This is a genomic window from Streptomyces sp. CC228A (genome assembly GCF_021390935.1).
In the GTDB taxonomy this organism is placed as follows: Bacteria; Actinomycetota; Actinomycetes; order Streptomycetales; family Streptomycetaceae; genus Streptomyces.
In genome coordinates this window covers 1-25,466 of record NZ_JAJPUI010000015.1, presented here as the reverse complement: position 1 = coordinate 25,466, position 25,466 = coordinate 1, and the positions used below count along the sequence as shown (strand labels likewise).

Sequence of the window (25,466 nt, the reverse complement as noted above, 5' to 3'; positions counted from 1 at the left end):
GCTTGATCAAGCAAGGATCCTCGATGTGGAATCCGTGCGGGGAGTCCGAAAACGGCCGCGACGCGGTGCAGCGGTCCGGAGCCGGAATGTCACCGGGCTCCGGACGGCTGCACCGCGTCGCGGGGCCGTGCTGTGGCGATGTCGGGGGTGGCGGCCGTGTCACGGCATGCCGCAGCGTGCCGTGGCGTGCTGTGCGGGGTGGTGGGGGCGGTGCGGGGGCGGGGGTCCCGTCAGTCCCGGGGCGTGCGCAGTGCGCGGACCGTCGCGCCGAGCTCGGGGTCGGCGGCGAACGTGTTCAGTGCGGAGGAAAGGGTTTCCGCGTAGGTGGCGCGCGCGGCCTCGTAGCGTTGGCGGCCCTCGTCGGTGATGACCGCGTAGACGCCCCGCTTGTCCGAGGGGCACAGGTCCTTGAAGGCGAAGCCCGCCGACTCCAGCCGGCCCACGAGGCGCGTCACCGACGACTGGCCGAGGCCCACCTTGTCGGCCAGGTCCTGCATCCGCAGCTCGCTCGTCTCGGAGCGGTGCAGGTGCTCCAGGGAGCGGAACTCCGACAGGCCGATCGCGTGCCGCCGCTGGAGGGCCGCCGCCAGCTGGCGTTCGACGTGCGCGTGGACCGCGAGCACGCGGGTCCACACGGCTTGGTCGGAGTTGTGCTGGGCTGCGAGGGGTGAAGTTGCCATAAGTGCGTCCTCGGGGAGTGCCTGTTTGACACCAGAGTACATGCTCATGCAAGCTCATCGCGTTTCTCCGATTGCGCCCCAGGGGGTAGTCGGCAATGATGTGCTTGCATGCACAAGCAATCAACGGAAGGGGCTTCCCTCATGCAGTGGCTCTACCTCGCCATCGCCGTCGTCTTCGAGATCGGCGTCGCACTCGCGGCAGGCAAGGCCGAAGGCTTCAAGAACCGCAAATGGACCGCGATCACACTGGTCAGCGGAGCCCTCGGCACCTACTTCCTCAGCCGTGCCCTGCTGACGTTCAACGTCGGCGTCGGCTACGCCCTGTGGACCTCGGTCTCCGGCGTCGGCATCACCCTGCTCGGCGCCCTGCTGTTCGGCCAGAAGCTCAACTGGAAGAAGGCCCTGGGCATCGCGGCCGTCATCGTCGGGGTCGTCGGCCTCCAGCTCAGCGGCGCCGCCTGATCCGCGGCCGCCCCCGGCCGACCGGCAAGCCCACCTCGGGCCTGCGCGCCTCCCCCTCATCGGCTCCGTGTGCCCCGCGGGCCTGCGCGCCGCGCGCCCTCCCACCCCCCAGGCCTCCACGCCTTACCGAAAGGAACCTCCGCTCATGTCCTCGAACAACAGCTCCGCGGCCAACGCCTGGCTCATGCTCCTCCTCGCCGGCATGTTCGAGATCGGCTACGCACTCTCCGTCGGCGGCAGCGACGGCTTCACCCAGCTGACCTGGTCCCTGGTCGCCGTCGTCTTCTTCCTGCTGACCCTGTGGGCGCTGAGCGTCGCCCTCAAGACCATCGACGTCGGCACCGGCTACGCCGTCTGGGCCGGCATCGGAGCCGTCGGAGCCGCGGCGCTCGGCCCCGTCTTCTTCGACGAGCAGCTCAACCTCGTCCAGTCGGTGTGGCTCGCCGTCATCATCGCGGGCGTCGTCTGGCTGAAGCTCGCCGACAAGACGAGCGGCGCGGACGACACCCAGGCAGCCGTCGAGCGGCCGCAGGCCGCCCAGAGCGCCGGCGTCTGAGCGCACCCAGCACCCCCGGGCTGCTCTCGGCGAGGACGACGGGCCGCCCCCCCGCGGCCCGCGCGGCACCTCCGCCCAACCGCCCCCCGTCTCCCAAGGACTCACTCCGCCATGCCTCTTGACTTACTCGACCAGCTCACCCCTCACGTGGAGGAAGCGGTCAGGATCAGCCGACAGCACGTCGCCGAGGGCGGCATCCCCTTCTCAGGGATCGTCGTACGCGACGGCCGCGTCCTGGGCACCGGCTTCAACCGCGTCGCCGAGGACAACGACCCCACCGCCCACGCCGAAGTCGTCGCCCTGCGCGCGGCGACGCGCAAGGCCGGCCGGTTCGGCGTCGCGGGAGCCACGCTCATCGCCTCGGGCGAGCCCTGCGCGCTGTGCTACATGGCGGCCCTCTACTTCGACGTCGAGCACATCGTGTACGCCGCCGACCGCAGGACCGCGGCCGCCTACGGCTTCGACTACGCCGGCTCGTACACCATCTTCTCCACCGACCCCACCGCGTGGCCACTGAAGGTGACGCACGCCCCCATCGAGAATCACGAAGTGCCGTTCCAGGAGTTCCTGGCACGCCGGAAGGGCGGACTGCAGTGAGCGACCAGGCAACCAGCGACAAGGCCCCGGCGGCAGACGACCGCACACCGAACGGCCAGGCCAAGAGCGACTCGGTGAAGATCCGGATCTGGTCCGACTACGTCTGTCCCTTCTGCATGCTGGCGGAAGGCCCCCTCGAAGAGGCGGTCGAGGGCCTCGGCATCGATGTCGAGATCGAGTGGAAGCCCTTCGAGCTGCGGCCCCACCCGCACCCCACCCTGCGCCCGGAGGACGAGTACCTGCCCGCCATCTGGCAGCGTGCCGTCTACCCCATGGCCCGCCGCATGGGCGTCGACATCACGCTGCCCACCGTCTCCCCGCAGCCCTACACGCGGCTCGCGTTCGAGGGCTACCAGTACGCCGCCGAACAGGGCAAGGGCACCGAGTACACCGCCCGCATGTTCCGCGCCTTCTTCCAGGAGGACCAGGACCTCGGACAGCCGGACGTCCTCGTCCGGCTCGCGGAGGAGATCGGCCTGGACGGCCAGGCGCTGCGCAAGGCCCTCGACGACGGAACGTACAGCGCCGCCCACCAGGACGCCCTGCGCGAGGCCGCCGCCCACCGCATCCAGTCCGTGCCCACCCTCCTCGTCGGCGACACCCGCATCGAGGGCGTCCCCAGCGTTCCCCAGCTGCGCAAGGCGATCCTCGACGCCCAGGCCGCGCGAGAGGAGGAGGCCGCGATCCACGGCGCCGCCTGCAGCGTGGACGGAGGCTGCTGACGTGAGCATCCGTGCCCACTTCACCTCCGCCACCGGCATACCCCGTACCGAACCGGGCCGGCACGTCCTGTCCACCCCCGCCTGCGGCGACACCGCCCGCCTCGCCTTCACCGACCGCGGCAGCCCCGACCCGTCCGCGCCCATGGCCGCCGCCGGCACCGGCGAACCGTACCGCGAGGTGCGGACCGTCCACGGCCGCCCCGCTCGCCCCTGCGCGACGAACCCGCGTTCTCGCGAGCCGCGTCTTCCGGATGTGGATCTTCGCAGTAGGTGAGGAAGGCCTGGGCGGCGGTGGCGAGGGCCCGGGTCGGCGAGTCCGCCGAAGACCGCCCGGGGCACTCCCGCCGGGTGGTGACCCCGTGGCGCCGCTTCCGTGGGCGGCTCAACGTGGACATCTGACGACCCGACCGAGGGCCGAGGGCCGCCACCCTCCAGGGTGGCGGCCCTCCCGCGCTCCCGGCTCCCTCGGCCGGGATCCGGACGGGTACTCGATCGCGTGCGCGCTGAAGCCGGGCCGCAGCTCGTGGACCGCCCCGCTGGACGCACTGCGTCTGGCGCCCGGGGACGAAGCCGCCACCGTCACGCCCGGCAGCTGCGCGACCTGGTCGAACCGCTGATCACCGCAGGTCAGTGGCCGAGCGGCGACCGGACGTCCCGGTCATCGCGGACGCTGGCTCCAACGCACCCCGCCTAGCCCATCTCCTGCGGGACCTGCCGGTGCAGGTCCTGGCCGGGATGCGCCCGGACCGCGTCCGCGCAGGCCGGCCCCGCCGCGGCAGCCTCACACCCGGGGCCGACCGCCCCGGCACGGCGGCGGGTTCGTCTTCGGCCAGCCCGACACCTGGGGCACCCCGGACACCGAAACCGTCACCGACACACGCCTCTACGGCACCGCCCGAGCACGCTCGTGGGACCGGCTCCACCCCAAGCTCACCCACCGCTCGTCCTGGGCCACAGCCGAGGGCACCCTGCCCATCATCGAAGGCACCGTGATCCGCCTGGACATCAACCACCTGACCACCACAGCCACCCCGAAGCCGGTTTGGCTGTGGTGGTCAGGCACCGACGCAGACGCCGCCGACACTGAGCTGAGCTGACCCGAGTTTCGTGGAGTCCCTGAAGCCAGGCTTATGATCCTGGCCCGAAGGAGAACCACGAGCAGTGCCAGCACCACGTAAGTACCCGGACGAACTCCGCGAGCGGGCCGTCCGCGAAGTCCGCACCACCGGCCGTCCGATCGCGCATGTCGCGAAGGACCTGGGCATCCACAAGGAGGCCCTGCGCGGCTGGGTCCGCCAGGCCGAGGCGGACAGCGGCAAACGCGACGACCGGCTGACCACCGCGGAGCACGAGGAGCTGAAGCAACTTCGCAAGGAAGTAGCGGAGTTGAGGCGGGCGAACGAGATCCTCAAAGCGGCGAGTGCGCTTTTTGCCCGGGAGCTCGACCGTCCCCGGACGAGGCCGACCAGGTGATCGACAGCCTGAAAGAAGACGGCTTCGGGGTCGGGCCCGTATGCCGGGTGCTCGGCTGGTCCGAGTCCGCCTACTACGCCCGCAAGAAGCGGCCGAAGTCCGCGCGCCGGCTCCGTGACGAGCAGCTCATGCCACTGATCGAGCAGGTTCACTCCGAGTCCGGCGGCACCTATGGGGTTCGGCGGATCACCCGTGCGCTGCGGCGCGAGGGTGTGGTGGTGGCCCGCTGCACCGTCGAGCGGCTGATGGGCGAGCTGGGCCTGGAGGGCGTGATCCGCGGGCAGCGGCGGCGGACCACCGTGCCGGAGCCGTCGGCGCCCCGCCCGCCGGACCTGGTCGACCGGGATTTCACCGCCTCGCGGCCGGACCAGCTGTGGGTGGCGGACATGACGTATGTGCGCACCTGGTCCGGCTGGGCGTACGTGGCGTTCGTCCTGGACGTGTACTCGCGGATGATCGTCGGCTGGCAGGTCGCGAACCATATGCGGACTGAACTGCCGTTGGATGCCCTGGAGATGGCGTTGTGGAGGCGGAGGATCAAGAAGGGCTCCGGCCTCATTCATCACAGCGACCGCTGGTCGCAGTACGTATCCATTCGGTATACCGAGAGGCTGTCCGAGATCGGGGCTTCGGCCTCGGTCGGCTCGGTCGCGGACAGCTATGGCAACGCGATGGCCGAGGCGTTGAACGGCACCTTCAAGGCCGAGCTGATCGAGATGCAGGGCCCTTGGCAGGACGTCGACCAGGTCGAGCGGGCGATCTTCCAGTGGGTCGCGTGGTACAACGAGGAACGGCTCCACTCAGCCCTCGACTACGTACCGCCCGCCGAGTACGAACGCGCCTGGCGTCGACAACAGGAAGCCACCCCGCAGTCCGCCTGAACGAGATCACCAGACTCTACGAAACTCGGGGCAGCTCAGTTTGGGTTCTGGGTCGTTGGGTGGGTGTGAGCGATCTGGTGGGGGACGCGCGGCATCTGTCGCCGTCGGCGCAGGAGGCCCTGCGGCTGCGGGCGGTGGCCGCTCTGATGGCGGGGCGGGACCGCGAGGACGTGGCGGCAGTGTTCGGGGTGTCGCTGAAGGCGGTCGACGGCTGGTGGGCGAAGTGGCAGGCCGGTGGTCGGGAGGCCCTGGTCATGCGTCCTCGGGGTAAGCCGGTCGGTGTGCACCAGGTGCTCGGGGAGGCCGAGCAGGCCGCGGTGCGGCAGGCGGTCCTGGACCACCGGCCGTGTGACGTGGGGCTTTCCGGTCAGCTGTGGACACGGCGGCTGGTGGGCGAGCTGATCGCGAAGCTGTACCGGGTGCGGCTGACCGAGGTGGGGGTGGGCAAGTATTTGAAGCGATGGGGGCTGTCCTTCCAGCGCCCGGACAAGCGGGCCGTCGAGCAGGACCCCGAGGCCGTCCGGCGCTGGCATGAAGAGACCTGGCCGAAGATCCGCGTGCAGGCGAAGAAAGACGGCGGCGAGATCCTCTTCGCCGACCAGGTCGGCATCCGATCCGACCAGGTCACCGGCCGCACCTGGGGTGAGAAGGGGAAGACGCCCGTCGTGCGGCGGAGCGGGAACCGGTTCTCCGTGAACGCGATGTCGGCGATCAGCACCAAGGGCCGGATGCACTTCATGGTCTTCACCGAGTCCTTCACCGCCGAAGTGATGTGCCGCTTCCTGGGCCGGCTCGCCGGCCACTTCGACCACAAGGTCCACCTCGTGGTCGACGGTCACTCCGCGCACCGCTCGAAGAAGGTCCGCGACTGGCTCGCCGCCCACCCCGATGATGTAGAGCTGCACTTCCTGCCCCCGTACTCGCCCGAGCTGAACCCCGACGAGCTGGTCAACGCCGACCTCAAGCACAGCCTGCCCAAGCAGCACCGGGCCCGCGACCAGGCCGAACTCGCTGCCGAAACCCGCCGCTTCTTCCGCAGGCGTCAGCGTCAGCCGCACATCGTCCGCGGCTACTTCGGTGGCCCACACGTCCGCTACGTCATGGACGAGAACCCCATGAGTTTCTGATCAATATACGCAAGCAGGGGCCAATCCGTTAGGCCGACAGGCGCCGGTCCCTGCTGAGTGGGGGTACACCTACGTCTCGGCCGATGGCGCCTGTCTTCCGAGGACTCCGCGCCGCCGCCCGCACGGCCGCGCGTCACTCCCCTCTGGCCGGGCGTCATCGCGTTCTCGGGGAGCGCCAGCCGGGCCAACGCGTCCGCCCCGGACTGCGCGGGCTCCGCCGATACCCGGGCTGCCCTCGATGCGGCACGGGCTTGCTGTAACACCACCAGCGGTACGTCGAAGTATCCGGCGATCTGCGCCAGCCAGTACGGCCCCGGCGTTCGGCCGTCCCGTTCCAGCTCCCACCGGCTGATCTCCGTGGCCGTCAGCGTCGGCCGGCGTGCGTATCCGCCCAGCCTCTCGGCCGTCTCCGCCTCCGTCAGCCCGCGGGACTCCCGCAGCCGACGCAGCATCGGCCCGATCCGTCCACCGTGGTCGGGAGCATGCGACACGTGGTCCTCCGTTCCGGCTTCGACGCCAGGACGGTACCCGCCCAGGCGCGTGGGAACGGCGACGGCACGGCGCGCCGGGCAATGCGGGTACGGGCGTTCGCGGCCGCGCGCGGTGGTCCGACGGGCCCGCTGCGCCCGCAGCCGCAGATCCGGTGTCCCGGCCTACTCGGTGGTGCACCCGGGGTCGGGGAGGTCCGGCGGGAAATGCCGCTCCAGTATCCGCGCCCACGTGGGCAGGGTGACGAAGCCCGTGGTGTCGGCCTGCGCCTGGCCCAGCTCGGCCAGAGCGTCGACAAACGGCTGCAACGACAAGCTCACCGGGGCGGCGCAGGCGGCCGCCCCGGCGTTCTTGCTGCCGCGCCGGGCCCGCAGGCGGACGGGCAGTGGTCGCTCGGTGTTAGCGGCGCGTGCTGGGGATGTAGCCGTAGCAGGCCGACCGCCAGGTGCCGTCGTTCGTGAGGTTGTCCAGGATGCTGTTGCCGGTGTTCTTGCCCACGATGCCGTCGACGGACAGCCGGGACGCCCGCTGGAACTTCTTCACCCACGCCTCGGTCTTGGACCCGAACAGCTTGTCCTCCACGAGAGGCCGTCCCTGCCCGGTGCGCTGCGCCCAGTTGTTGACCCCGCGCTGGACGCACAGGACACCGGCGCGGTTGCCGCTGCCCTTACTGATGTTGGGTACGTTGGGCGCGGCCTGGGCCGGGCCGGCGGTGGCCAGAGTGCCCCCGACCAATGCCACGGTGGTCAGGACGGCGGCAAGGTGGCTGCGGTAGGTCATGGATCTTCCCCCTTCTCTTTCTCTGATGCGGCGCCACTGGTCTGATGGCGCCGCGCGTGACGAGGATCGTAGGACGGGGCCCTCGTCCGCTCACGGTCGCGAAGGGGGAAATGACGTGAAACATGCCACAGGTTGACGCACCCCGCCCCCTCGACGCACGCGGCAGCCCAGCGGGGGGCTCCGCCCGAGGGCCGGGGAGACGGGGAGCACGCCCGGACCTCACCCGGGGGGTGATGGCGTGCGGGCGCCGGACGGGGCAGGCTGGAGGGGAGAGATCCGGCGAGGAAGGCGGAAGCAGTCTGTGGCGATCACGACCCCCGGTGCGGCGACACAGCTGTCGGTGCGGCCTTACCAGGACGGCGACGAGGCGGCGGTACTGGATCTGGTGGCTGCCGACCGGCTGGCCGGCCAGCCTCTGACCACACCGGCGATGCTCGCTGAGGCCCTGGCCGGTCGTTCACCGGTCGACGGCGGATGGTGGGCGGAGCTGGCGGTGCCGGTTACCGAGGTGATCTGCAACGCGGCGGGCACGGTGCTCGGCGCGGTTTCCTACTCCACCCGTCACAGCGACGGCGCGGGGTTCATCCTGTGGCTGCACTGCCGCGAGGACCGGGTCCTCGCAGCGGCCCTGATCGCCCGCGCGCTGGACCGGCTCGGCCCGCGCACGGTGCACGCCTTCGAGTTCGCCTCCGCTCTGGCCCTCGGGTTGGAGGGCCTGCCGGCCAAGCACCGCCCGGCGACCCGGGCTGCCTTGGAGGCGGCTGGGTTCGCCGGCCGTGACCTGTGGCGCTACATGCGCGCGGATCTGCCGATCGGCGGCCTGCCGCACGTCGCCCGGTACACCGTCACCGACTGCGAGGACCCGCCGGGCAAGCGCCTGGAGGTGCGTGAGGGCGGGGAGCTCCTGGCGGAGGCCACCATCGGGCGAGCGGTCGCCGGGATCGGGGTGCTGTGGTGGATCGGCGTCACCCCGGCCGCCCGAGGGCGAGGCCTGGGGCTGGCCCTGCTCGGCTCCGCTTTGGACGTGCTGGCCGGGCTCGGCGCCCGCGAGGCGATCCTCTACGTCGACGATGACGCCCTTGCGGGGGACCCGGAGCGGGACCGAACCGCCGCCAACGGCATGTACGACCGGGCCGGCTTCACCGAGGTCGACCGGCTCCATTCCTTCACATCCCGCCCCTAGCCAGTCCCCGGGACCCTCGGAGCTGCCCGGTGGCCGTGCGGTTCCCGAGCTGAGCGTGCTCCAGCGCCGCGACGACGCGGGGCCAGCCAGCGCCAGAGGTGGTCGGCGGCTGCGGTAAGCCGACGCAGGGGTGGTCGGCGTCTTCAAACCCCGCCCGCCGCCGTGGGCGGCCGGCCGACGACTCCGCACTCGCGGTACGCGGCAACGTCGAGCTGCCCACCGGGCCGGTGGAGCGGAGCGGTGCCTGCGTCCGCCTGCGCGGACGTCACCCTGGGCACCTCCACCGGCGGCCGCGGGGCGTCGGGCGGCGCAGGCTTCGGTCCGTGGCCGAGCGGTCGGCGTGCGGTGCTGCTCATGACCGGTGATCGTACGGGCGCCGCACGCGCGGGCGGGGTGGAGGGGACGTGGCCGGGGCCCCGGTGATGGCGCCGTGCTCCGTGCGCGGCAGCGTGAGAGGGCCGGCCGAATGCCTCAGGATCCACCCGAACGGCCTACCCGCACGCGCGCCGTTCGCCCGTTCGGCTCAGCCTGGGTCCAGGAGTGCCCGCCGCGTTTCGCGTGAACACCGCTCCCGTCGGGAGGCGTCATGATCGTGGTCGCTCTGCTCCTGCCTGTGCTGATCATGCTCATGCTGTTCGGGCTGGACGCCCTGGAGAACCTCCTGTTCCCCCGGCCCGAGCAGCCTCACCGCGCCGACGCGGGAGCCTCGGGGCCGCAGGTGGGCCCAGCGACGACGGGCCCGGTGCGGCCCGTGCCGCCGAAAGACTCCGGCTAGGCACCACCGGCTCTTCGCCTGCCCCTGGTCGTCGCCGGCCCGGGGCAGGTGGCGGCTGCAGCAAGGGCCGCCTGTTCGGGAAGCGGCCCCGAGAAGCCGGGGCGCGGGGTATCGCCCGGCGCCCCGGGGTACCCGGCGCAGGGGAAGAGGGTTCCCCGCCCGTCACCGACAGGGCTGCCCGGTGGCGGGCACCCACCCTGCGGCCCCCGGAGGTGACACGCGCGGCACGCCTGCGCAAGAGGGGTGAGCGGTTTCGCAGACGGCACGGCCCACCCCCGGGGGGCGTTTACCACCCTGCGCCAGCGCAAGGGCCCGCGCACACCGCAACAGGGCAGGGCCCCGAGTCCACCCGGACGGCCGCGCGCAAGGGAGCACATGTTGTCCCGCAGCCTTCGCCGCCGCCATGCCCTGACGCCGCCCCAGCCGGGCGGGTGCCGCCCCTGCACCGGCCACGGCGAGCATCCAGAGCGCCGCAACCGCGGCCGCGTCCGCCTGGCGCCGGAACTCCCCGGAGGCGCAGCCGCCCGGGCACGCCCTGAGGGGCCAGAAGGAACGCACCGGGCGGGATACCGCCCCCGGAGAGCCGTTCCCACCCTCCGCCAGGCCAGACCCGCGCGCACCCGGGGCGAGGCCACCAGAGACACAACCACCAGGGCGGGAGCGGTGTGGGGCCGCACCGCGCAGCGAACCGCGGCAGGGCCGGGCGTCGTGAAGGCCGCCGGGCACGCCCTTCGGAGGTGAAGGGTCACGTGTCGCCGCTCCCCCAGACTCCACGAAGGACGCGGCAGGCCTGCCGGGGCGGGCGGCTATGGCCCGGCGATCAGCCACAGGATGAGCGCGGCGTCGAGATCCCGCGCGTAGCGGTACACGACGCTGATCCCGCGGCCGCCGGTGCGCTGGGGGAGCAGCTCGACGACGTACGAGGCGCTGCGCGGGTCGGCGTCCGGCAGACCGCGGCCCTGCTCGGGGTCCTCTTCGAGCGCGCGGCGCACGGATTCGACGGCGGTCTGCTCCGAGCGGCTGAGTTCCCGGCAGGCCTTGGCGGCAGCGTCGGAGTAGAAGACGTGGGTCACCGGGCGCCGGGCTGCTTCAGCTTGTGGCGCAGTTCGGCCTCGACGTCGTCGGTGGTCCGGGCAAGCGCGGCCATCCCCGCGGGGTCGTGGCGCAGCAGGACGCGGTGCCGGTAGGCCTGGGCGAGTTCCCGCACCTGCGTCAGGTCGTCCAGGTCCAGGGCGTCGAGTTCCTTCTCGAACCGCTCCCGGTCGCCGGGAAAGCCCCAGGTGCTGAGCGCGCTGCGCAGCTCGGCAAGCGTGCCCATCGGCGGGCGAAAGCCGAAGGGCGGGACGGCGTGATGGTCAGGCTGTGCGGTCACGGTGACCTCCTCGTCGCTGCGGTACCGAAACTACCCGCCCATCCCGCCTGCGGGTACGGCAACGTCCGGGTCGGCCGCCGCGACGCTCGCGGGCGCCCAGGCGCCGACCCGGCGCACCGCCGGCCGGCCGGGCTACTCGGTGGTGCGGTTGATGTCGGGGAGGTCCGGCGGGAAGTGCCGTTCCAGGATCCGCGCCCACGTGGGCAGGGTGACGAAGCCGGTGGTGTCGGCTTGCGCCTGGACCAGCTCGGCCAGGGCGTCGACGAACGGCTGCGCGGCGGTTCCCGGCGGCAGCGCGGCGGCGGCCCGCCTCAGCCGCTCGTGCGCGGCGGGGAAGACGCCCTGGGCCCACTCCTCCTCTTCACGGACGCGCTTGCTGCCCTCTTCCCACTCGATCCGCATGATGGCCAGGCCTGGGCAGTCGTGCAGGTGCCACGTCTCGCTGATCCCCCCGCCGTCCTTCACGTACGAGACGCGGGACCTGTCGGGACCCGGCAGAGCCTGGCAGTCAGGACACTCGACACGCTCCGTCTCCAGGTGATCAGTCATCGCAAGCCCCTTCCGTCAGCAGGGGCCAGATCCTGCCACCACAACCGAAATCAGCCAAGAGCCTGCGCTGAGGACGGACCTTCCAGCAGCGTTCAGAGCGGCCCACCTCGCGCGAGTGGGAAGGCGTGGAGCACATGTTGACGGCAGTGCTACGGGTTCTATACCGCGGTATACACAGGCGCCACGCATGCCCCAACAGATCCGATTTGGGTGTCTGGCATGCTGTGCGGGTCCGAGTACCGGGGTCGTCCCGGGAAGCACACGGAACGGAGCCGCATGGATTCCTCCATCCTCGTCGTGTCCACAGACCCCCAGGGGTCGACCATCTGGTGGGCCGACCGCGTCAACGACTTGCCGTTCAACTTCGCGACCGCTCACGAGGACCCGAGCAGCCTGGCGAACCTCAAGTCCACGGGTGCGCAGATCCACGTGATTGCCAATCAGAAGGGTGGCGTCGGCAAGACCACCACCGCGGTCAACCTTGCCGCCGTTGCCCACGATGTGCTGGGCAGTACTGGTCGCCTTGAGCACATCTTCATCGACACGCCCGGCAGCCTGGAGAACGAGCACATCCTGGCTGCCGCTCTGGACATCGCAGACGACGTGCTGGTGCCGATGCCACCCGAACCCCTCGCTTTCGACCCGACGGCCCGCACGATCACGAAGGTGATCGAACCGCGCGGCCTGTCCTACCGGGTCTTCATCAACGCGTGGGACCCCCGGGACGGCAAGGCCGATCGCGACGAGACCATCGCCTACATCGACGCGCGAGGCTGGCCCCGGGCCAACACGGTGATCCGCCGGTACAAGGTCCACGCTCGGGCGGCCGCGGAGGGCAAGGTCGTCACGCAGTACGCGGACAACGGGACCACGCTCCGCGCCCGTGAGGACTACTTCAGGCTGGCCCTGGAGCAGGGCTACGGAGGCCGTCGCTGATGGCAGGCAAGCGGATCAACCTCTCCACCCTCGCCGCACAGCCCGTGGAGGAAAGCCCCGGGCACGGCAAGCCGGTCCTGGTGCACCTGCCGCCCCGCCAGATCGCGCCCACACCGCTGAACCCGCGCCGCGACTTCGCGGAAAGCAGCCTGCGGGAGCTGGGCGAGAGCATGCGCGCCGGCCAGCTCCAACCCTGCGTCGGAGTGTCCCGGGCCGCCTACCTCCGGCTGTTCCCCGAGCACGCGGACGTGATCCCGGAGTGCCGCATCGTCATGGCAGCCGGCCAACGCAGGTGGGAGGCGGCGCGCCTGGTCGACCTTCCCAGCCTCGATGTTCATGTTCGCGACGACATCGCAGAGTCGCGGGTGCGCTTCCTGTCCGCTGTCCTCGATGAGAACCTCGACCGGCGCAACTTCAACTTCATCGAGGAAGCGCGCGGCCTGCGTCAGATGCTGGAGCTGTCCGACGGCAACCAGGCCAAGGCAGCTGCCCAACTCCGCAAGTCCCCGCAGTGGCTCAGCCAGAGGATCGGCATTCTGCGCCTCACGCCTGAGATGCAGAAGCTGGTCACCAGCGGCAAGCTCACAGCGTTCCGGGAGATGCGACGGTACGCAGCGATGCCGCCTGAAGAGCAGATGCCCGCGTGGCTGGCGGATCAGGAAGCGGCGAAGGCAGCTCGCAGCGAACCCGCCCACGAAGGCGAGGCGGCGGAGATGTATACCGCGGTATACGCGAAGGGCGCGGACCGGCAGCTAGCTGACGTCGGTGCGCCCGACGGCGGCGGGACCGGGGCGGGTATCCCGGACGCATCGGGCCCCGGCACGTCGGCGCCCACTGCGGCCGGTCCCGCACCGCAGGCCGACGTCTCCCTTCCAGCCCAGGCACCCGCCGGCACCACTGCGCAGAGCCAGGCGCGCTCCAAGTCGTCGGCGCCTCCTCAGGTGAAGATGCCGTGGCACAACGGCGTAGAGTGCGCCGAGCTCGCACTGATGAAGATGTCGCGGGACCAGCGAGTGGCCTTGGTGGAGCACCTCGTGCGGCGCATGCTCCAGGCCGGGGAGCTTCAGCCCACGGCCGTACAAGCCGCGCTGGAGCTGTAGGGCCGCTGGCTTCTCCTCTGCCCTCCGCCTCCGCCGGGCGGGCACCTGGCCTTCCGTGAAACGCAGAGAAGCCCCGTACCCCCGCGAACGCGCAGCGTCTGCGGGGGTACGGGGCTTCTCTGGGCGGACGGCCGGCCCCGCCTGGCGCGGTGCACGGGCGGTTCGGCGGAGGACCGGCGATGTATACCGCGGTATAGACGTGGAAGGGCGGGGCCACCGCCCGGCGATCTATACCGCGGTATAGATCCGAGGCGCCGGGGGCCACCGGCAACCTATACCGCGGTATAGTCGAGCACGAGCGACCCCGAGCTGCGCCGTCGGCGCACGGCGACGAGCGGCCGGGACAGACCGCCGGTGTATACCGCGGTATAGACGCGGAAGGGCGGGACCACCGCCCGCGGGACCGGCGGTGTATACCGCGGTATACACCGGGGCAGGTTGGGGCCACCGCCGGGAACCTATACCGCGGTATAGGCGAGGACGGTTCAGACGGCATGTCTGAGGGCCGTGTGCGTGTGGTGGGTGCTGGGCGTGGTCGGTGCGGGTGTGGTGTGTCCGGGGCGCGGGTGCTGCTGCGGGTCGGGGACTGCTTGTGCGTGGCTGCCGATCAGGTAGCCGCAGATCAGGCCGGTGACGAGGTAGACCTTGTGCCGGTTGGCCTGCCACCAGGACGGCGGGGTCGGCTCGGTGAGCACGCCTATGACAGCCACGGTGTCTCCAGTTCGGTGAGGGACGGGGGATGGTGGTGCGTGGGGCGGGTGGCCTGTCCGGTCCTCCCTCGCCGTGTACGGGAGCACGGGGGCGGGGAGGGCCAGGCGGAGCACCCGGGGAAGGACCGCATACGGATGGCCCACACCCAGGGGGTGTGGGCCATCTCGTCGCGGGGGTCGTGCCGGAGGGCCAGGACGTCGTGGGCGTCGGCCCGGCCGGCCTGCTAGCGCGGCGCGGTGTCGCGCTGTGCGAGGGGCGCGCCCGTGTCGGCATCGACGGGGGCGCGGTCGGGGTGGAACTCGATGGTGCGGTGGGGGGCGCGGGTGCCGGGCTTCCAGTCCGGCCCTCCGATCATGACGCTCATCCGGACCGGCTGCCGGCGGTTGTCGACGGGCACCTTCACCTCCATTCGGAGCGGCTTCGCCGGCTGCCCTTCGGCCCTGGGCAGGACTTCCTGCTGGGCTGTCTGGTCGGCTGAGTCGATGCGGACGAACTGCGGCCGCTGCTGCGGGTCGATGGTGGCGGACAAGAAGACGGAGCGACCGTCCTTGCTCCACTGCGCCAGGATCTCCACCTTCACCCCGTCGATGTGTACCTCGGTGGCGGACGCACCCTGGCGGGCGGCTCCGGCGGCGGCCTGTTCCTGGCGTTCGCGGGGTGGCTGGTCGCCCTCGCCGGTCTGGGTGGCGACGGCGCCGGCGATTCCGAGGGCTGCGATGGCCGCGGTGGCGAGCCAGACGCGGCCGCGGCGCCGCCCCTGCGGTTCGCCGCTGGCGTGCGGAGAGGGGCCGGGCGAGGGCGCTCCGGGTTCGCGGTCGGGCTCCGGGTCCGCGCTGCCGCCCGCCGCGGCCTTCTCGAACCAGTCGATGTCCTTGCCCATGCGGGCGACGGTGGCGCGCAGCCGCGCGGCCTGGTCGGGGCTGCCGCACAGGTCCGCGACCCGGGCGCGGGTGGCGAGCCAGGAGACGGCCTGGTCGGAGTTGATGCCGTGGGTGGTGATGTCCTCGCGTTCCCCGATCGCTGCGAGCTGCGCGGCCTGGTCGCAGTGGCCGGCCATTGCGGCCTGGATGACGTCCTGGTGGCGGGTGTCGATGACGTTGGGGGGCATGTCCCAGTCCCACTCCGCCTCGATGTCGTCGGTGTACGGCTCGACCGGCGCCGCCGGGGCGTCGACGGGGGCGGTTTCCTGGTCGACGGCCTGGAGCACGTCGCCGTCGTCGCCGTCCTCGGCGCGGTCGTCGCGGTCGGGGTCTGCTTCGGCTGCCAGGGCCTGCTGCGCCGTGCGCCGCCGGGAGGAGGTGTCCGTCAGCCGGGCCTCCTCCTCATCGAGGAGGGTCTCGATGATGTCGACGTAGTCGGGGCCGACCTTCCATACGGCCTGCCCGGGGCCGAGGGACGGGATCCTGGCCACCGCCCAGGCCGGCAGGCCCAGCAGCGCGCCGACAGCGGCGGCCTCTTCCGGGCCCAGGCGCCCGACGTGGGCGATCTCGATGAGCCGCGCCAGGTCCTGCGCCTTGCCCTCCCCGAGGTCGGACAGGGTGTGCATCACGACATCCAGCGACAACGCGGCCTTGCGGCTGTTCTTCAGCAGCCGCTGGATCAGCGCGGCCGTGGCCGGGGACAGCAGGATCTGCCAGGCCTCCTCCAGCACCAGGTGGCGGTGCGGGGCGGTGGACTGGCGCAGCCAGACCTGTTCCACCCAGCACGACACGGCGGCCATCAGTGCGGGGATGGCGGGGCTGTTGCGGTCCAGGCGGCTGAAGTCGAAGGACAGCATCGGCAGGTCGGTGGGCGGCAGGGCGGCGTCCTGGCCGTCGAACAGGCCGCGCAGGCTGCCGTCGGTGTAGCGGGACAGGGCGATGGTGGCCTTCTCGCCCCACGCGGTGAGCGTCGCCGCGGGCCAGCGTCCGTCCTCGGGCTCTGCCAGGGCGTCCACCAGGCCGTTCAGCGACGTCGCCTTGGGGTGGTTCAAAGCGTGCTGGAGCGCGTGGGTGGCGTGGTCGTCCAGGGCGTTGGGCGCGGCCGCGAGGATCAGCGAGTGGATGAGCTGTTCGCGGACTTCCTGGGGGAACATCTCGCTGCACGGGTTGAGCGTGAAGTCTCCGGCCTGGATGATCTGGCCGCCCACGGAGCGGGTGAGGGCGCCCCATTCGCCGGCGTTCTCCTCCCCGAAGCTGTCGATGACGACGTACTGGTGCCCGTGATCGAGGATCTCGCGGCGGGCGCGGACCTTCGCTGTCGTGGACTTGCCGGACCCCAGTCCGCCGAGGGCGATGCTGTTCGTGGACGGCAGTACGTGGTCGGAGACGAAGACGGGCGAGAGGTGGAACGGGCGGCCGTCCAGCAGGGACCGGCCGACCGGGATGCCGGGGAAGACGGTGTTGGAGGCGACGAGCGGCGCGGTGATGGCCGCGTGGGTCGACGGCAGGCGGATCACAGGATGGCCCCCTTCCTGGTGGCGGCCCCGTGGGGCGTGGTCATCACATGGGCGCGGTGCTGCTGGCCGGCCAGCCAGTCCAGGTGGATGCGGTGCCGGTCGGCCGCGAGGGAGGCCTGCCAGCGCGCGTCCGTCACGGCGCCGGGGCTGTCGCCCCACACGGTGACGTAGGCGTCCAGGTCGACCAGGGTGGCGCCCTCCACCAGGGCCCCGCGCATGGTGGTACCGGCGACCGCCTGCGCCTCCTTCTTGACCTGATCGGTGGTGAAGGCCTCCGACGCCGCGATCTGCCACTTCGCGGACCGGCGGGACTGCGCCGCCGGGAGCGGCCGGTACAGCACCGCCAGCGACCGGTCGGTGTCCTGGCCCAGCAGCAGCGTGGGCATCAGGTCCCCGTCCGCCTCGTCGGGCCACGCGGTGATTCGCGCGGTCGCGGCATACCGGCCGTCGTCCAGGCCGACCCACCCGGGCCCCCGCTCCGCCACCGTGGGCGGCGGCTCCGGGGTCAGCGGCGCGAGGGCGCCGAGGGCGGCGAACTCGCCCTCCAGAGTGTCCAGGATCCGCTCCGGCTGCCCGACCAGCCCCCTGGGCAGGTGGACGGACACGGTCTGGGTGTGCGTGGTGTACCCGGCGACGGTGGCGTGGTGGGTGACGTGGACCTGGATGCCGGCGGTGCGCGCCTGGCCGCCCGCGAATACCAGCGCACGGCCGAACGCGTCATGGAACGCGGCCCGGCGCAGCGCGTCCTGCATGGTGCCGTGGTGCGGGTACACCGCCCAGGTCCTGGTCGTTCCGGGCTGGGCGCACATCGAGGCCGGCGCGGTGCGCTCACGCAGCCTGCGGTAGCCGACCGCCGCCCACCGGGCGACCGACCGCGGCCCCGGCGCCAGGTTCAGCAGCGCCGCCGCCGCGCCGACCGCGCCGAACGTCCACATCGGGGGCGGGGACAGCAGCGCGGAAGCCAGCACCGCAGCCCCTGCCCCCGCGTTCACCTTCGTCAGCAGCGTCTCGGCAGGGCTCAGCCCGCGCTGGAGAGCGGGCACACGGTAGCCAGGAGCAAGGGAGTACATGAAGGGTCCTCTCAACACGTGGTGGCAGGGGAAGGACCTGGCCCCGGCCTCCGCCCCACCACCGCCCGGAGGCGGAAAGAGGGGTGGAGGCCGGGGCCAGGAGGTGAAGGGTCGGTCGGCCGACTCGGGGCCGGTGGTGGTGACGGTGGGCCCCAGTGGCGGGCCGGGGACGGCACGTGCCAGGTCTATGTGCCTCGCCGAAGCGACCGCGGAAGCCGCTTGCTAGTCCTGCTTGAGACGTTCTCCGGTGTCGGCATCAAAGGCCGTGTAGTCCGAGTGGAACTCAATACTGCGAGCAGCGAGCCGCGTGCCCTTCTTCCACTCAGGGCCCCCGGCCATGACACTCATCCGAACTGGCTGGAATCGATCCTCGACCGGCACCTTGACCTCCACCCGAGTCGACCAGGAGAACTCCCCTGGCTGGAGAGGCAGAACCTCTTCCTCGGCTGTCCGTCCCCCCGAGCTGATTCGGACGAACTTCGACGTATCGTCCCGATAGACCCGGGCGGACAGGATGACGGACCGTCCGTTCTTATTGATCAGAAACGGTTTGGGTTCTGGGTCGTTGGGTGGGTGTGAGCGATCTGGTGGGGGACGCGCGGCATCTGTCGCCGTCGGCGCAGGAGGCCCTGCGGCTGCGGGCGGTGGCCGCTCTGATGGCGGGGCGGGACCGCGAGGACGTGGCGGCAGTGTTCGGGGTGTCGCTGAAGGCGGTCGACGGCTGGTGGGCGAAGTGGCAGGCCGGTGGTCGGGAGGCCCTGGTCATGCGTCCTCGGGGTAAGCCGGTCGGTGTGCACCAGGTGCTCGGGGAGGCCGAGCAGGCCGCGGTGCGGCAGGCGGTCCTGGACCACCGGCCGTGTGACGTGGGGCTTTCCGGTCAGCTGTGGACACGGCGGCTGGTGGGCGAGCTGATCGCGAAGCTGTACCGGGTGCGGCTGACCGAGGTGGGGGTGGGCAAGTATTTGAAGCGATGGGGGCTGTCCTTCCAGCGCCCGGACAAGCGGGCCGTCGAGCAGGACCCCGAGGCCGTCCGGCGCTGGCATGAAGAGACCTGGCCGAAGATCCGCGTGCAGGCGAAGAAAGACGGCGGCGAGATCCTCTTCGCCGACCAGGTCGGCATCCGATCCGACCAGGTCACCGGCCGCACCTGGGGTGAGAAGGGGAAGACGCCCGTCGTGCGGCGGAGCGGGAACCGGTTCTCCGTGAACGCGATGTCGGCGATCAGCACCAAGGGCCGGATGCACTTCATGGTCTTCACCGAGTCCTTCACCGCCGAAGTGATGTGCCGCTTCCTGGGCCGGCTCGCCGGCCACTTCGACCACAAGGTCCACCTCGTGGTCGACGGTCACTCCGCGCACCGCTCGAAGAAGGTCCGCGACTGGCTCGCCGCCCACCCCGATGATGTAGAGCTGCACTTCCTGCCCCCGTACTCGCCCGAGCTGAACCCCGACGAGCTGGTCAACGCCGACCTCAAGCACAGCCTGCCCAAGCAGCACCGGGCCCGCGACCAGGCCGAACTCGCTGCCGAAACCCGCCGCTTCTTCCGCAGGCGTCAGCGTCAGCCGCACATCGTCCGCGGCTACTTCGGTGGCCCACACGTCCGCTACGTCATGGACGAGAACCCCATGAGTTTCTGATCAATAGATGATCACGGGGGGTGCCTCTATGTCCTTCGTCAAGCGAGTCGAGGGTTCCTCGGCTCGTAGAAGGTTGCGTCGCGGCGCATGGCGAACAGGACGCTGATGCGGTGGCGGGCGAGGCGGAGGAGGGCTTGAGTGTGGGTCTTGCCGCGGGCTCGGCAGCGGTCGTAGTAGGTGCGGGAGTCGGGGTCGTGGAGGGCTGCGAACGCGGAGAGGAACATCGCTCGTTTCAGTTGCCGGTTGCCGCCTCGGGGTGCGTGTTCGCCGTGAATCGACGTGCCGGACTGCCGGGTTGCCGGGGCGAGGCCGGCGTAGGAGGCGAGGTGGGCTGCGGTGGGGAAGCTGCTGCCGTCGCCGACGGTGGCCAGGAGGACGGCGGCGGTCCTGACACCGATGCCAGGCATCGAGGTCAGGACCTTCGAAAGAGGGTGAGCCTCCAGCAGTGCCTCGATCCGGGTTTCCAGGGCCCGGCGTTGTTCGTGGACGGCGGCCAGCGACTTCGCCAGCGACGGGACGATCACGTCGAGGGTGCCGGTGCCCGGGACGACGACGGTCTGCTCGTCGAGTGCGGTGAAGATGTCGTCGACCAGCCGCTCGGCCATGCGCGGCGCCCGGGGCCGGACGACCTCGACCAGCTTGCGGCGGCCTGCCTTGCGCAGGGCGGCCGGGGATCCGTAGCGCTCCAGCAACCAGGTCACGGCCTGGTGGTCCAGGCGCGGGCCCAGGACGCGCTCCAGCGAGGGGTGGAACTGGGTGAGCAGACCGCGTATCCGGTTGGAGGTGCGGGTGGCCTCGGCGGCGAGGTCCTGGTCGAAGCCGACGAGCACGGTGAGCTCGGCAGTGATCTCGTCGGTCAGTTCCAGCGAGCGCAGGGTGTGCGGCATAGTCCGTGCGGCGTCCGCGATGACGGCGGCGTCTTTGGCGTCGGTCTTGGCCTCGCCCGGGTAGAGGTCGGCGATCCGGCGCATCGCGAGTCCGGGCAGGTAGGCGACCTGGCAGCCGGCGTCGCGGGCGACGGTCAGCGGCAGGGCGCCGATGGAGGCGGGCTGGTCCACGATCACCAGGACGGTGCCGAACTTGTCGCGCAGCTTGTCGAAGACGGCCCGCAGCCTGGGCTCGCTGTTGGGCAGCGGTTTGTCGAAGACCTTCTTCCCGCCCGGGGTGAGCCCATGACCGTGGTGGGCACTCTTGCCGACGTCCAGGCCCAGGAACACGCCCACGTCTTCGATCTCGAACATCGTGCCCCTTCCCAGGGGGTGTTGGCGGTGCCGGCCTCGGCTCGGGTGTCGTGCTCGCGCATCCACGTTATGCAGACCTGCCGCCCGCGAACTGTCCGGCATTGCGCCGGACCGGACGGTGGCCGGACCTCTGATCAGCGTCTCCGACGAACACCCCCGGACCCGGTGACACCACCCCCCAGGTCATGCCTTCGACAGGGGGACACAGTCATGCCGGGCCCGGAGGCCAGCGGCCCCGTTGCGGAGCCGCAGAAAACATAACGGGGGTAGAGGGGACTGGAACGCACTGTTCACCCGATCGGGCACGAAGAGCGGCCGTGAGCGCCTTCAACGCATCAGCATGGCGGGGCAGGCGGAGAACCTGTGCCTCGTCCAGCTCCCGGCCGATACACGGTGCGTGCCGATCACCGGTGGGGTGATGGTCTACCTCCCTGGCCAGCAGGCAGCCCCGTAGCACTTCCCCTCTCGGCACAGGCACTGACGAGACGACAGCGGGGCCGGACAGGATCACCCTGCCCGGCCCTGCTGCTGTTTCCCGGCTGCTCACCGGCTGAGGCGGATACGCGGCCCCCACACGAACTCGAGGTCGTCCAGGAAGACCGTCTCCAGCTCCTTCTCCCACTGGCCGCGCAGGAGGAACGGGGCGCTCTCCATCCGCTCCACGATGACCAGGGTCTCGGGCTGTCCGATCAGCGCGTACCGGCCGTGCGAGGCGGGCTTGCTGCCCGGCCCGTGCGTGCGCAGCATCTCCTCCAGGCGGGCGCGGTGCTGCTCCACGAACGCCTCCAGGCGCTCGATGTACCCCTCGCGTTCCTCGGGGCGCACCGTGCTCAGGGCGACGTCCAGGAAGTCACCGCCGTCCGGCCAGTGCCGCTCGCCCGGTGCGGCCACGGCCCACGGGAAGCGCTCCGCGGCCGCCAGGATGTCCTTCGCGTCCAGCTCCACGGCCGGGGCCGGGTCTTCCGCCAGGGCCTCTGCCGGGGCGGGGGAGTGCGGCTGCTGGAAGTGGGCGAGGAGCATGGCGCTGGAGGCGGCGGACACCGGCGAACCAGCCGTCCTCGAACCGCTGCTCCGACCCGTGCGGGGGACTGCTCTCGGAGATCCAGGTGTGGGCGCCGGCCACCGCCCCGGCCTCCAGCTTCGCCACGATGTCGTCGGCCTGCTCGTGTCCGATGCCGACGGCGGCCAGGGCCTGGAAGACCGTGAACCGCGCGTCGGTGGCCTCGTGCTGGTGGTGGCTGATGCGGGCCAGCTCCTGGCCGTACGCGTCGGCGTCGTGCTGCTCGGGGCTCACGCGGTGCCTCCCTGGTCGGTGCGGGTGCGGTTGGCGACCCAGTCCGGATCGCGTACGGGCACCGGCGCTCGGGTCTCGGTGGCCGGGGCGCGCATGATGCGCCAGCTGGTGCGCGGCGCGGTGACGGCGTGGACCAGGACGACGACGCCCTGACGCCCCGCGCCGCCCCGGACCCACGCCCCGGTGAAGCGGACCTGATCGGCCGCCCAGTCGCCCAGCCGCTGCCACGGGCGCAGCCGCCCGAGCAGATAGCCGGCCGTGAGCGCGGCGGCCGCGGTGACGACGACGCCCATCACGACCAGCGCATTCCGATGGCGGACAGCAGCTCCATCCGCTCCGGCGTCAGCGTCGCCGCCCTGCTCCGCTGATTCCCGATCCAGGCTCCCAGCTTGTGCTCCCGCTCCTCCTGGTCCTCGCCGACGATCCGTTCGACGTGCTTCCTGGGGACCTGGAGGTGTCCCTCGCGCTCGTAGAACTGGCGGGCGGCCTCGTAGTTCATCGCCCACTTGTCGGCCTGCGTACGGCGCTTGGGCTTCTCGTCCTCGCTGGCGGGCTCGATCCCGAGGACCTGCTCGCACATCCACTGCTGCACGGTCGTGAGCTGGTCCCAGCCGAGCCGGACCGACTGCACCCACCGCCCGAGATCCTCGCCCTGGCGCACGACGTCGCCCGTCTCGGTGGGCAGCGCCTCACCGGCGTCCAGGTGCATCCTCACCAGGTGGAAGCACCGCTGCCACGTCACCGGCCACGAGGGGCACCAGGACGCGTCGATCTCCTCCAGCTGCTCCCGCCGCTCGTCCGACAGCGCCCCGGCCGACGACTCCACCGGCAGCCCCTCCGCACGCCGCTGCTCGATCTCCTGAGCCTTCCGGGCGGCGGCCCGCGCGTTCTTCAGGAAGATGCCCACCCGGTACCCCTGGAACGTGGCGTCCAGCGGGGCCAGGAGGTGCCCGTGTTCGGCCGCCCACCCGCGCGCGGCAGACAGACCCTCCTCCCACGCGACGTCGAAGTGGCTCCAGATCATGCCGAGCTTCTCCAGCTGCGCGACGCGGTCCTCGTCCATGTCGCCGCGGGCGTAGAACCTGCGCGCGTCGGCGGTCCACTGCCCCAGCGGGAACCCGGCGAGCGAGGCCGGCCACACCGCGCCTTCCTCCCCCTGCTCCTGGTCGTCGACGGCGGGCACCCGGAACGTGAACGGCACGCGGAGGTCACCGTGCTCGCGGGCGTAGATGACGGCGGCCTCCACGCCGCGCCGCCAGTGCTCGTGCTCCGGGTTGAGGACCCGCAGGTTGATGAACGCGGCCAGGGCGGCCGGGTCGCGGGGCGTGGAGAACCTCAGCAGCGCCTTGGCAGGGGCGCTGACGCCTCCGGAGCCCTCGCCGCTCCCGTCCGTGCTCTTCCCGCTCTCGTCCTTGCTGACGGGCTTGTAGCGGCTCGGGGCCTGCTGCTCCGCGAGGCTCTCCACGATCCGCGCGTCGTGCGCCCGCAGCGCCTCCAGCAGCTTCGCCAGCCCGCCGAACGCCCGGCTCGTGAGCATGTTGTCCGCCGTCTCGCCCGGCCCGAGCAGCACCGGCACCACGAGCGAGGCCACCTTGCCCTCGCCCGGCTGCATCCGCAGCGCCCGGCCCACGGCCTGGACGAGGTCGGGCATGGAGCCGCGTACGTCCGCCCAGTACACGGAGTCGCAGTTTTTGGTGTCGACGCCCTCGCCCAGGACCTTCACCGAGCACAGGAAGCACTTCTCCACGACGGTGCCGTCCGTGGCGATTCCGGCCGCGAACTCGCCCAGCAGCCGACGGCGGTGGCCCGGCTTGTGGTCGCCGCACAGCCAGTCCGCCCAGATCGTCTTCGGGTACAGCTCGGGGTCGGATGCGTGCAGCTGCGCGGCGACGTCCGGGAGGCCGGCCGCGAACGCTTCGGCCTCGCGGATCTGGTGGTGGAAGACGAGCGTGCGCCGGAAGTTCTCCTCCGCTGACGCCTTCACCAGGGCGGTCTGCAGCGCGGCGAGCCGCGCCCCGCGGACCTCTGCCGACCGGCTTTCGGCGCCCAGGAGCTGCGCGGCCTGGAGCGCGGTGTCGGTGACGTCCACGCATACGACCTGGTAGGGGGCACAGATTCCCCGGTCGATGGCCTCCGAGAGCGTCAAAGTGAACGCCCTGCTGCCGAAGGGGCCCTCGGGGTCGTCTTCCATGCTTGCGACCAGCTCGCCGGGTGCGCCGGCCGCGTCCTCGTCCCCGAGCTGCCACAGCCGGGGCGTGGCCGTCATGTAGAGGCGGCGCAGGGACGGGATCTTCTGGTTGTCGTGGACGACCGCCCACGGCTTCCCGATCCGGCCCGAAACCCGGTGGGCTTCGTCCACGACGATCAGGTCCCAAGCCGCGAGGCCCCCGGCGTGCGCCCGCTCCAGCGTGCCCAGACCGAGACTGGCGTACGTGGCGTACACCGTCACCTTGTCCAGGCCCCGCGTCCACTCCACCAGCTCGTCCACGTCCGTGGTGTTGGGGAAGGACACCTCCTCACCCCGCAGCGAGGAAACCCCGATCATCGGCCCCCGGCGGCCTCCCTCGCGCCACGCGGCCTCGGTCTGGGCGAGCAGGTCCAGCGAGGGCACGAGCACCAGCACACGGCCCGCGTGGAGCTCCTCCGCGCTGCGGACAGCCACCCGAGTCTTCCCGGACCCGGTCGCCATGATCACCTGCGTTCGAAGCCCTCGTTCGGGCACAAGTGATCTTGCAGGCAATTCGAGGGCGCGCACGACCGCGTCAATGGCTTCTCGCTGGGCTGCCTCGCGCTGGTCAACGCGGTCTGTGCTCGACATATTCGCCTGCCTTCTCCTGGGGTGCTGCCCGGTTGATTCGAGCGGCGGGAAACGGGAAACCTGCACGTAGAGGAGCCTTGAGGGCTACGGTTGGACGGATGCGATCGGCTCGGTGCTCTGCCTCACCAGTGCACCGGCAAGGCCGGGGGATGGATCTCGATATCGCTCCGGAGGGGTCCGGGGTGGTGTGCTCTGAGTCCATAGCTTATCTCGGCTTCAAAAATGAAGCACGCAGAATCCCGAGATTCCCTCTAACGTGGCCGAAAGCTGCTAGTCTCGCCTTATTGCAAGCGAATCCAGGGCCTTGATGCTCCCTCAGTCCCCGCCCTCTCCGGGAGTGGCCGGCCCCCGCGTTCCCGTCACCCGCCCGACTGCCTGTCACCCCCCTCCTCTTGCTGCTGCTCGGGCCGCAGGCCCGTGGGTGGGCCGCGCGGAGCGTGGCGCGCCTCGTAGTACGGCGGGTGACGTGGGGTCAGGCGGTGGGATGGTGGGTGGCTGGAGCGCAGCGGAGGCCACCGGTCGGCCGGAGGCCGGCCCCGGGCCGCAACGCGGCCCGGATGCCCTGCCCTTGGCGGT

The 25,466-nt window shown here is 71.4% G+C and carries 25 protein-coding genes and 2 pseudogenes; 13 read left to right on the top strand and 14 right to left on the bottom strand.

Features of this window, described 5'->3' with window-relative positions; translation table 11 throughout:
* Positions 1-230: 230 nt before the first annotated feature.
* The gene (locus L6E17_RS28935; RefSeq protein ID WP_236243601.1) at positions 231-680 is read right to left on the bottom strand and encodes a MarR family winged helix-turn-helix transcriptional regulator; all 450 of its coding nucleotides are present in this window, start codon (positions 678-680) and stop codon (positions 231-233) included.
* A gap of 141 nt (positions 681-821) precedes the next feature.
* Here L6E17_RS28935 and L6E17_RS28930 point away from each other — a divergent pair, with 141 nt between their 5' ends.
* The 8 genes and pseudogenes from L6E17_RS28930 to L6E17_RS28900 all read left to right on the top strand — a co-directional run bounded on the left by L6E17_RS28930 (position 822) and on the right by L6E17_RS28900 (position 6,498).
* Complete coding sequence (locus L6E17_RS28930) at positions 822-1,142, top strand: multidrug efflux SMR transporter (protein WP_114059150.1); 321 nt, start codon at positions 822-824, stop codon at positions 1,140-1,142.
* A 145-nt stretch (positions 1,143-1,287) separates the two neighbouring features.
* Entirely contained in the window at positions 1,288-1,698 is a 411-nt protein-coding gene (locus L6E17_RS28925) for a multidrug efflux SMR transporter (protein ID WP_236243599.1), read from the top strand.
* A 111-nt stretch (positions 1,699-1,809) separates the two neighbouring features.
* Positions 1,810-2,295, top strand: coding sequence for a nucleoside deaminase (locus L6E17_RS28920; protein WP_236243598.1), 486 nt, complete (start codon positions 1,810-1,812; stop codon positions 2,293-2,295).
* Complete coding sequence (locus tag L6E17_RS28915) at positions 2,292-3,017, top strand: DsbA family protein (protein WP_236243597.1); 726 nt, start codon at positions 2,292-2,294, stop codon at positions 3,015-3,017. Before L6E17_RS28920 ends, L6E17_RS28915 begins: the two co-directional genes overlap by 4 nt.
* Before the next feature lies 1 nt (position 3,018).
* Positions 3,019-3,291 (top strand): hypothetical protein, encoded by a 273-nt coding sequence (locus L6E17_RS28910; protein WP_236243596.1) that lies wholly within the window; start codon positions 3,019-3,021, stop codon positions 3,289-3,291.
* Positions 3,292-3,502: 211 nt separating this feature from the next.
* Positions 3,503-4,105 (top strand): annotated as a pseudogene (locus L6E17_RS31260) (transposase); the annotation flags it as partial.
* Positions 4,106-4,178: 73 nt separating this feature from the next.
* A protein-coding gene (locus tag L6E17_RS28905) for an IS3 family transposase (RefSeq protein ID WP_374109179.1) occupies positions 4,179-5,371 on the top strand; the annotation gives its coding sequence in 2 pieces (ribosomal slippage) (positions 4,179-4,443 and positions 4,443-5,371; 1,194 coding nt in all).
* 125 nt (positions 5,372-5,496) lie between these two features.
* Positions 5,497-6,498, top strand: a complete 1,002-nt coding sequence (locus tag L6E17_RS28900) for an IS630 family transposase (protein WP_236240391.1) — start codon at positions 5,497-5,499, stop codon at positions 6,496-6,498.
* Between the two features lie 653 nt (positions 6,499-7,151).
* Here the strand turns inward: L6E17_RS28900 and L6E17_RS28895 are convergent.
* Both L6E17_RS28895 and L6E17_RS28890 read right to left on the bottom strand, forming a co-directional pair.
* Entirely contained in the window at positions 7,152-7,307 is a 156-nt protein-coding gene (locus L6E17_RS28895; RefSeq protein WP_236243595.1) for a hypothetical protein, read from the bottom strand.
* A 79-nt stretch (positions 7,308-7,386) separates the two neighbouring features.
* Positions 7,387-7,767, bottom strand: coding sequence for a peptidoglycan-binding protein (locus L6E17_RS28890; protein ID WP_071283655.1), 381 nt, complete (start codon positions 7,765-7,767; stop codon positions 7,387-7,389).
* Between the two features lie 301 nt (positions 7,768-8,068).
* Between L6E17_RS28890 and L6E17_RS28885 the strand changes: the two genes are divergently transcribed.
* On the top strand, positions 8,069-8,950 hold the full coding sequence (locus L6E17_RS28885) for a GNAT family N-acetyltransferase (RefSeq protein ID WP_236243594.1): 882 nt from the start codon (positions 8,069-8,071) through the stop codon (positions 8,948-8,950).
* A gap of 143 nt (positions 8,951-9,093) precedes the next feature.
* Here the strand turns inward: L6E17_RS28885 and L6E17_RS28880 are convergent, their stop codons facing one another.
* Entirely contained in the window at positions 9,094-9,306 is a 213-nt protein-coding gene (locus L6E17_RS28880; RefSeq protein ID WP_143066050.1) for a hypothetical protein, read from the bottom strand.
* A gap of 230 nt (positions 9,307-9,536) precedes the next feature.
* On the opposite strand from L6E17_RS28880, the gene L6E17_RS28875 reads away from it, so the two are divergent.
* Entirely contained in the window at positions 9,537-9,725 is a 189-nt protein-coding gene (locus L6E17_RS28875) for a hypothetical protein (RefSeq protein ID WP_071283652.1), read from the top strand.
* 806 nt (positions 9,726-10,531) lie between these two features.
* Here L6E17_RS28875 and L6E17_RS28870 read toward each other — a convergent pair.
* From L6E17_RS28870 to L6E17_RS28860, 3 genes are all read right to left on the bottom strand, one after another.
* The gene (locus L6E17_RS28870) at positions 10,532-10,798 is read right to left on the bottom strand and encodes a hypothetical protein (protein WP_236243593.1); all 267 of its coding nucleotides are present in this window, start codon (positions 10,796-10,798) and stop codon (positions 10,532-10,534) included.
* Positions 10,795-11,097, bottom strand: a complete 303-nt coding sequence (locus tag L6E17_RS28865) for a hypothetical protein (protein WP_236243592.1) — start codon at positions 11,095-11,097, stop codon at positions 10,795-10,797. The genes L6E17_RS28870 and L6E17_RS28865 overlap by 4 nt, the downstream gene beginning before the upstream one ends.
* 132 nt (positions 11,098-11,229) lie before the next feature.
* A complete protein-coding gene (locus tag L6E17_RS28860) occupies positions 11,230-11,646 on the bottom strand; it encodes a hypothetical protein (RefSeq protein WP_236243591.1) in 417 nt (138 codons plus the stop codon).
* 393 nt (positions 11,647-12,039) lie between these two features.
* On the opposite strand from L6E17_RS28860, the pseudogene L6E17_RS31745 reads away from it, so the two are divergent.
* Positions 12,040-12,135 (top strand): annotated as a pseudogene (locus L6E17_RS31745) (ParA family protein); the annotation flags it as partial.
* 446 nt (positions 12,136-12,581) lie between these two features.
* Positions 12,582-13,682, top strand: a complete 1,101-nt coding sequence (locus tag L6E17_RS28850) for a ParB/RepB/Spo0J family partition protein (RefSeq protein WP_236243589.1) — start codon at positions 12,582-12,584, stop codon at positions 13,680-13,682.
* Positions 13,683-14,167: 485 nt separating this feature from the next.
* On the opposite strand, the gene L6E17_RS28845 is transcribed toward L6E17_RS28850, so the two are convergent.
* From L6E17_RS28845 to L6E17_RS28835, 3 genes are all read right to left on the bottom strand, one after another.
* Positions 14,168-14,392 (bottom strand): hypothetical protein, encoded by a 225-nt coding sequence (locus L6E17_RS28845; RefSeq protein ID WP_236243588.1) that lies wholly within the window; start codon positions 14,390-14,392, stop codon positions 14,168-14,170.
* A gap of 224 nt (positions 14,393-14,616) precedes the next feature.
* Positions 14,617-16,830, bottom strand: a complete 2,214-nt coding sequence (locus L6E17_RS28840; protein ID WP_236243587.1) for a hypothetical protein — start codon at positions 16,828-16,830, stop codon at positions 14,617-14,619.
* Complete coding sequence (locus L6E17_RS28835; RefSeq protein WP_236243586.1) at positions 16,827-17,900, bottom strand: hypothetical protein; 1,074 nt, start codon at positions 17,898-17,900, stop codon at positions 16,827-16,829. The genes L6E17_RS28840 and L6E17_RS28835 overlap by 4 nt, the downstream gene beginning before the upstream one ends.
* Positions 17,901-18,535: 635 nt before the next feature.
* On the opposite strand from L6E17_RS28835, the gene L6E17_RS28830 reads away from it, so the two are divergent.
* Positions 18,536-19,537: an IS630 family transposase gene (locus L6E17_RS28830; protein WP_236240391.1), complete on the top strand. Its 1,002-nt coding sequence runs from the start codon at positions 18,536-18,538 to the stop codon at positions 19,535-19,537.
* A 38-nt stretch (positions 19,538-19,575) separates the two neighbouring features.
* Here the strand turns inward: L6E17_RS28830 and L6E17_RS28825 are convergent, their stop codons facing one another.
* The 4 genes from L6E17_RS28825 to L6E17_RS28810 form a co-directional block, all read right to left on the bottom strand.
* Positions 19,576-20,778, bottom strand: coding sequence for an IS110 family transposase (locus L6E17_RS28825; protein ID WP_236243585.1), 1,203 nt, complete (start codon positions 20,776-20,778; stop codon positions 19,576-19,578).
* Between the two features lie 543 nt (positions 20,779-21,321).
* On the bottom strand, positions 21,322-21,819 hold the full coding sequence (locus L6E17_RS28820; RefSeq protein ID WP_236243584.1) for a hypothetical protein: 498 nt from the start codon (positions 21,817-21,819) through the stop codon (positions 21,322-21,324).
* Between the two features lie 249 nt (positions 21,820-22,068).
* On the bottom strand, positions 22,069-22,365 hold the full coding sequence (locus L6E17_RS28815) for a hypothetical protein (RefSeq protein ID WP_236243583.1): 297 nt from the start codon (positions 22,363-22,365) through the stop codon (positions 22,069-22,071).
* A complete protein-coding gene (locus L6E17_RS28810) occupies positions 22,365-24,890 on the bottom strand; it encodes a DEAD/DEAH box helicase (protein WP_236243582.1) in 2,526 nt (841 codons plus the stop codon). Before L6E17_RS28810 ends, L6E17_RS28815 begins: the two co-directional genes overlap by 1 nt.
* Between the last annotated feature and the right edge of the window lie 576 nt (positions 24,891-25,466).

What these genes read in the sequence shown, in the direction of transcription:
- L6E17_RS28835 (WP_236243586.1), bottom strand. Translation starts at nt 17,900, where the DNA reads ATGTACTCCCTTGCTCCTGGCTACCGTGTGCCCGCTCTCCAGCGCGGG.
- L6E17_RS28875 (WP_071283652.1), top strand. Translation starts at nt 9,537, where the DNA reads ATGATCGTGGTCGCTCTGCTCCTGCCTGTGCTGATCATGCTCATGCTG.
- L6E17_RS28860 (WP_236243591.1), bottom strand. Translation starts at nt 11,646, where the DNA reads ATGACTGATCACCTGGAGACGGAGCGTGTCGAGTGTCCTGACTGCCAG.
- L6E17_RS28850 (WP_236243589.1), top strand. Translation starts at nt 12,582, where the DNA reads ATGGCAGGCAAGCGGATCAACCTCTCCACCCTCGCCGCACAGCCCGTG.
- L6E17_RS28930 (WP_114059150.1), top strand. Translation starts at nt 822, where the DNA reads ATGCAGTGGCTCTACCTCGCCATCGCCGTCGTCTTCGAGATCGGCGTC.
- L6E17_RS28825 (WP_236243585.1), bottom strand. Translation starts at nt 20,778, where the DNA reads ATGTTCGAGATCGAAGACGTGGGCGTGTTCCTGGGCCTGGACGTCGGC.
- L6E17_RS28920 (WP_236243598.1), top strand. Translation starts at nt 1,810, where the DNA reads ATGCCTCTTGACTTACTCGACCAGCTCACCCCTCACGTGGAGGAAGCG.
- L6E17_RS28890 (WP_071283655.1), bottom strand. Translation starts at nt 7,767, where the DNA reads ATGACCTACCGCAGCCACCTTGCCGCCGTCCTGACCACCGTGGCATTG.
- L6E17_RS28935 (WP_236243601.1), bottom strand. Translation starts at nt 680, where the DNA reads ATGGCAACTTCACCCCTCGCAGCCCAGCACAACTCCGACCAAGCCGTG.
- L6E17_RS28815 (WP_236243583.1), bottom strand. Translation starts at nt 22,365, where the DNA reads ATGGGCGTCGTCGTCACCGCGGCCGCCGCGCTCACGGCCGGCTATCTG.
- L6E17_RS28810 (WP_236243582.1), bottom strand. Translation starts at nt 24,890, where the DNA reads ATGTCGAGCACAGACCGCGTTGACCAGCGCGAGGCAGCCCAGCGAGAA.
- L6E17_RS28925 (WP_236243599.1), top strand. Translation starts at nt 1,288, where the DNA reads ATGTCCTCGAACAACAGCTCCGCGGCCAACGCCTGGCTCATGCTCCTC.
- L6E17_RS28880 (WP_143066050.1), bottom strand. Translation starts at nt 9,306, where the DNA reads ATGAGCAGCACCGCACGCCGACCGCTCGGCCACGGACCGAAGCCTGCG.